This window comes from Lysinibacillus sp. GbtcB16 (genome assembly GCF_019091145.1).
Lineage (GTDB): Bacteria > Bacillota > Bacilli > Bacillales_A > Planococcaceae > Lysinibacillus > Lysinibacillus fusiformis.
In genome coordinates this window covers 1-230 of sequence record NZ_JAGXJV010000964.1, presented here as the reverse complement: position 1 = coordinate 230, position 230 = coordinate 1, and the positions used below count along the sequence as shown (strand labels likewise).

Annotated in this window: 1 pseudogene; it reads right to left on the bottom strand. The window is 33.9% G+C overall.

Annotated elements, in window-relative coordinates:
• Positions 1-150: pseudogene (gene pheS, locus KVT27_RS26460) on the bottom strand (phenylalanine--tRNA ligase subunit alpha); the annotation flags it as partial.
• Positions 151-230 lie beyond the last annotated feature (80 nt).

Genomic DNA, 230 nt, shown 5'->3' with positions numbered 1-230 from the left:
TGATAATTTACCCATTCCTTTTAATAAATCAGTAATAGGACCTTTTTTCCCTAAATATGCAACACGTACTTCATTTAATTCTTTTAGACCTACTGCTGCTTCAATTTTAGCAAGTGCTTCTTGCTCTAATTGTATTAATTGCTCTTCCATGTTAAAACCTCCTTAGAAAATTAACGCCTGTTTTATGGCATAAGAAAACTCGCCCCTAAAAAAGGGACGAGGACATATTC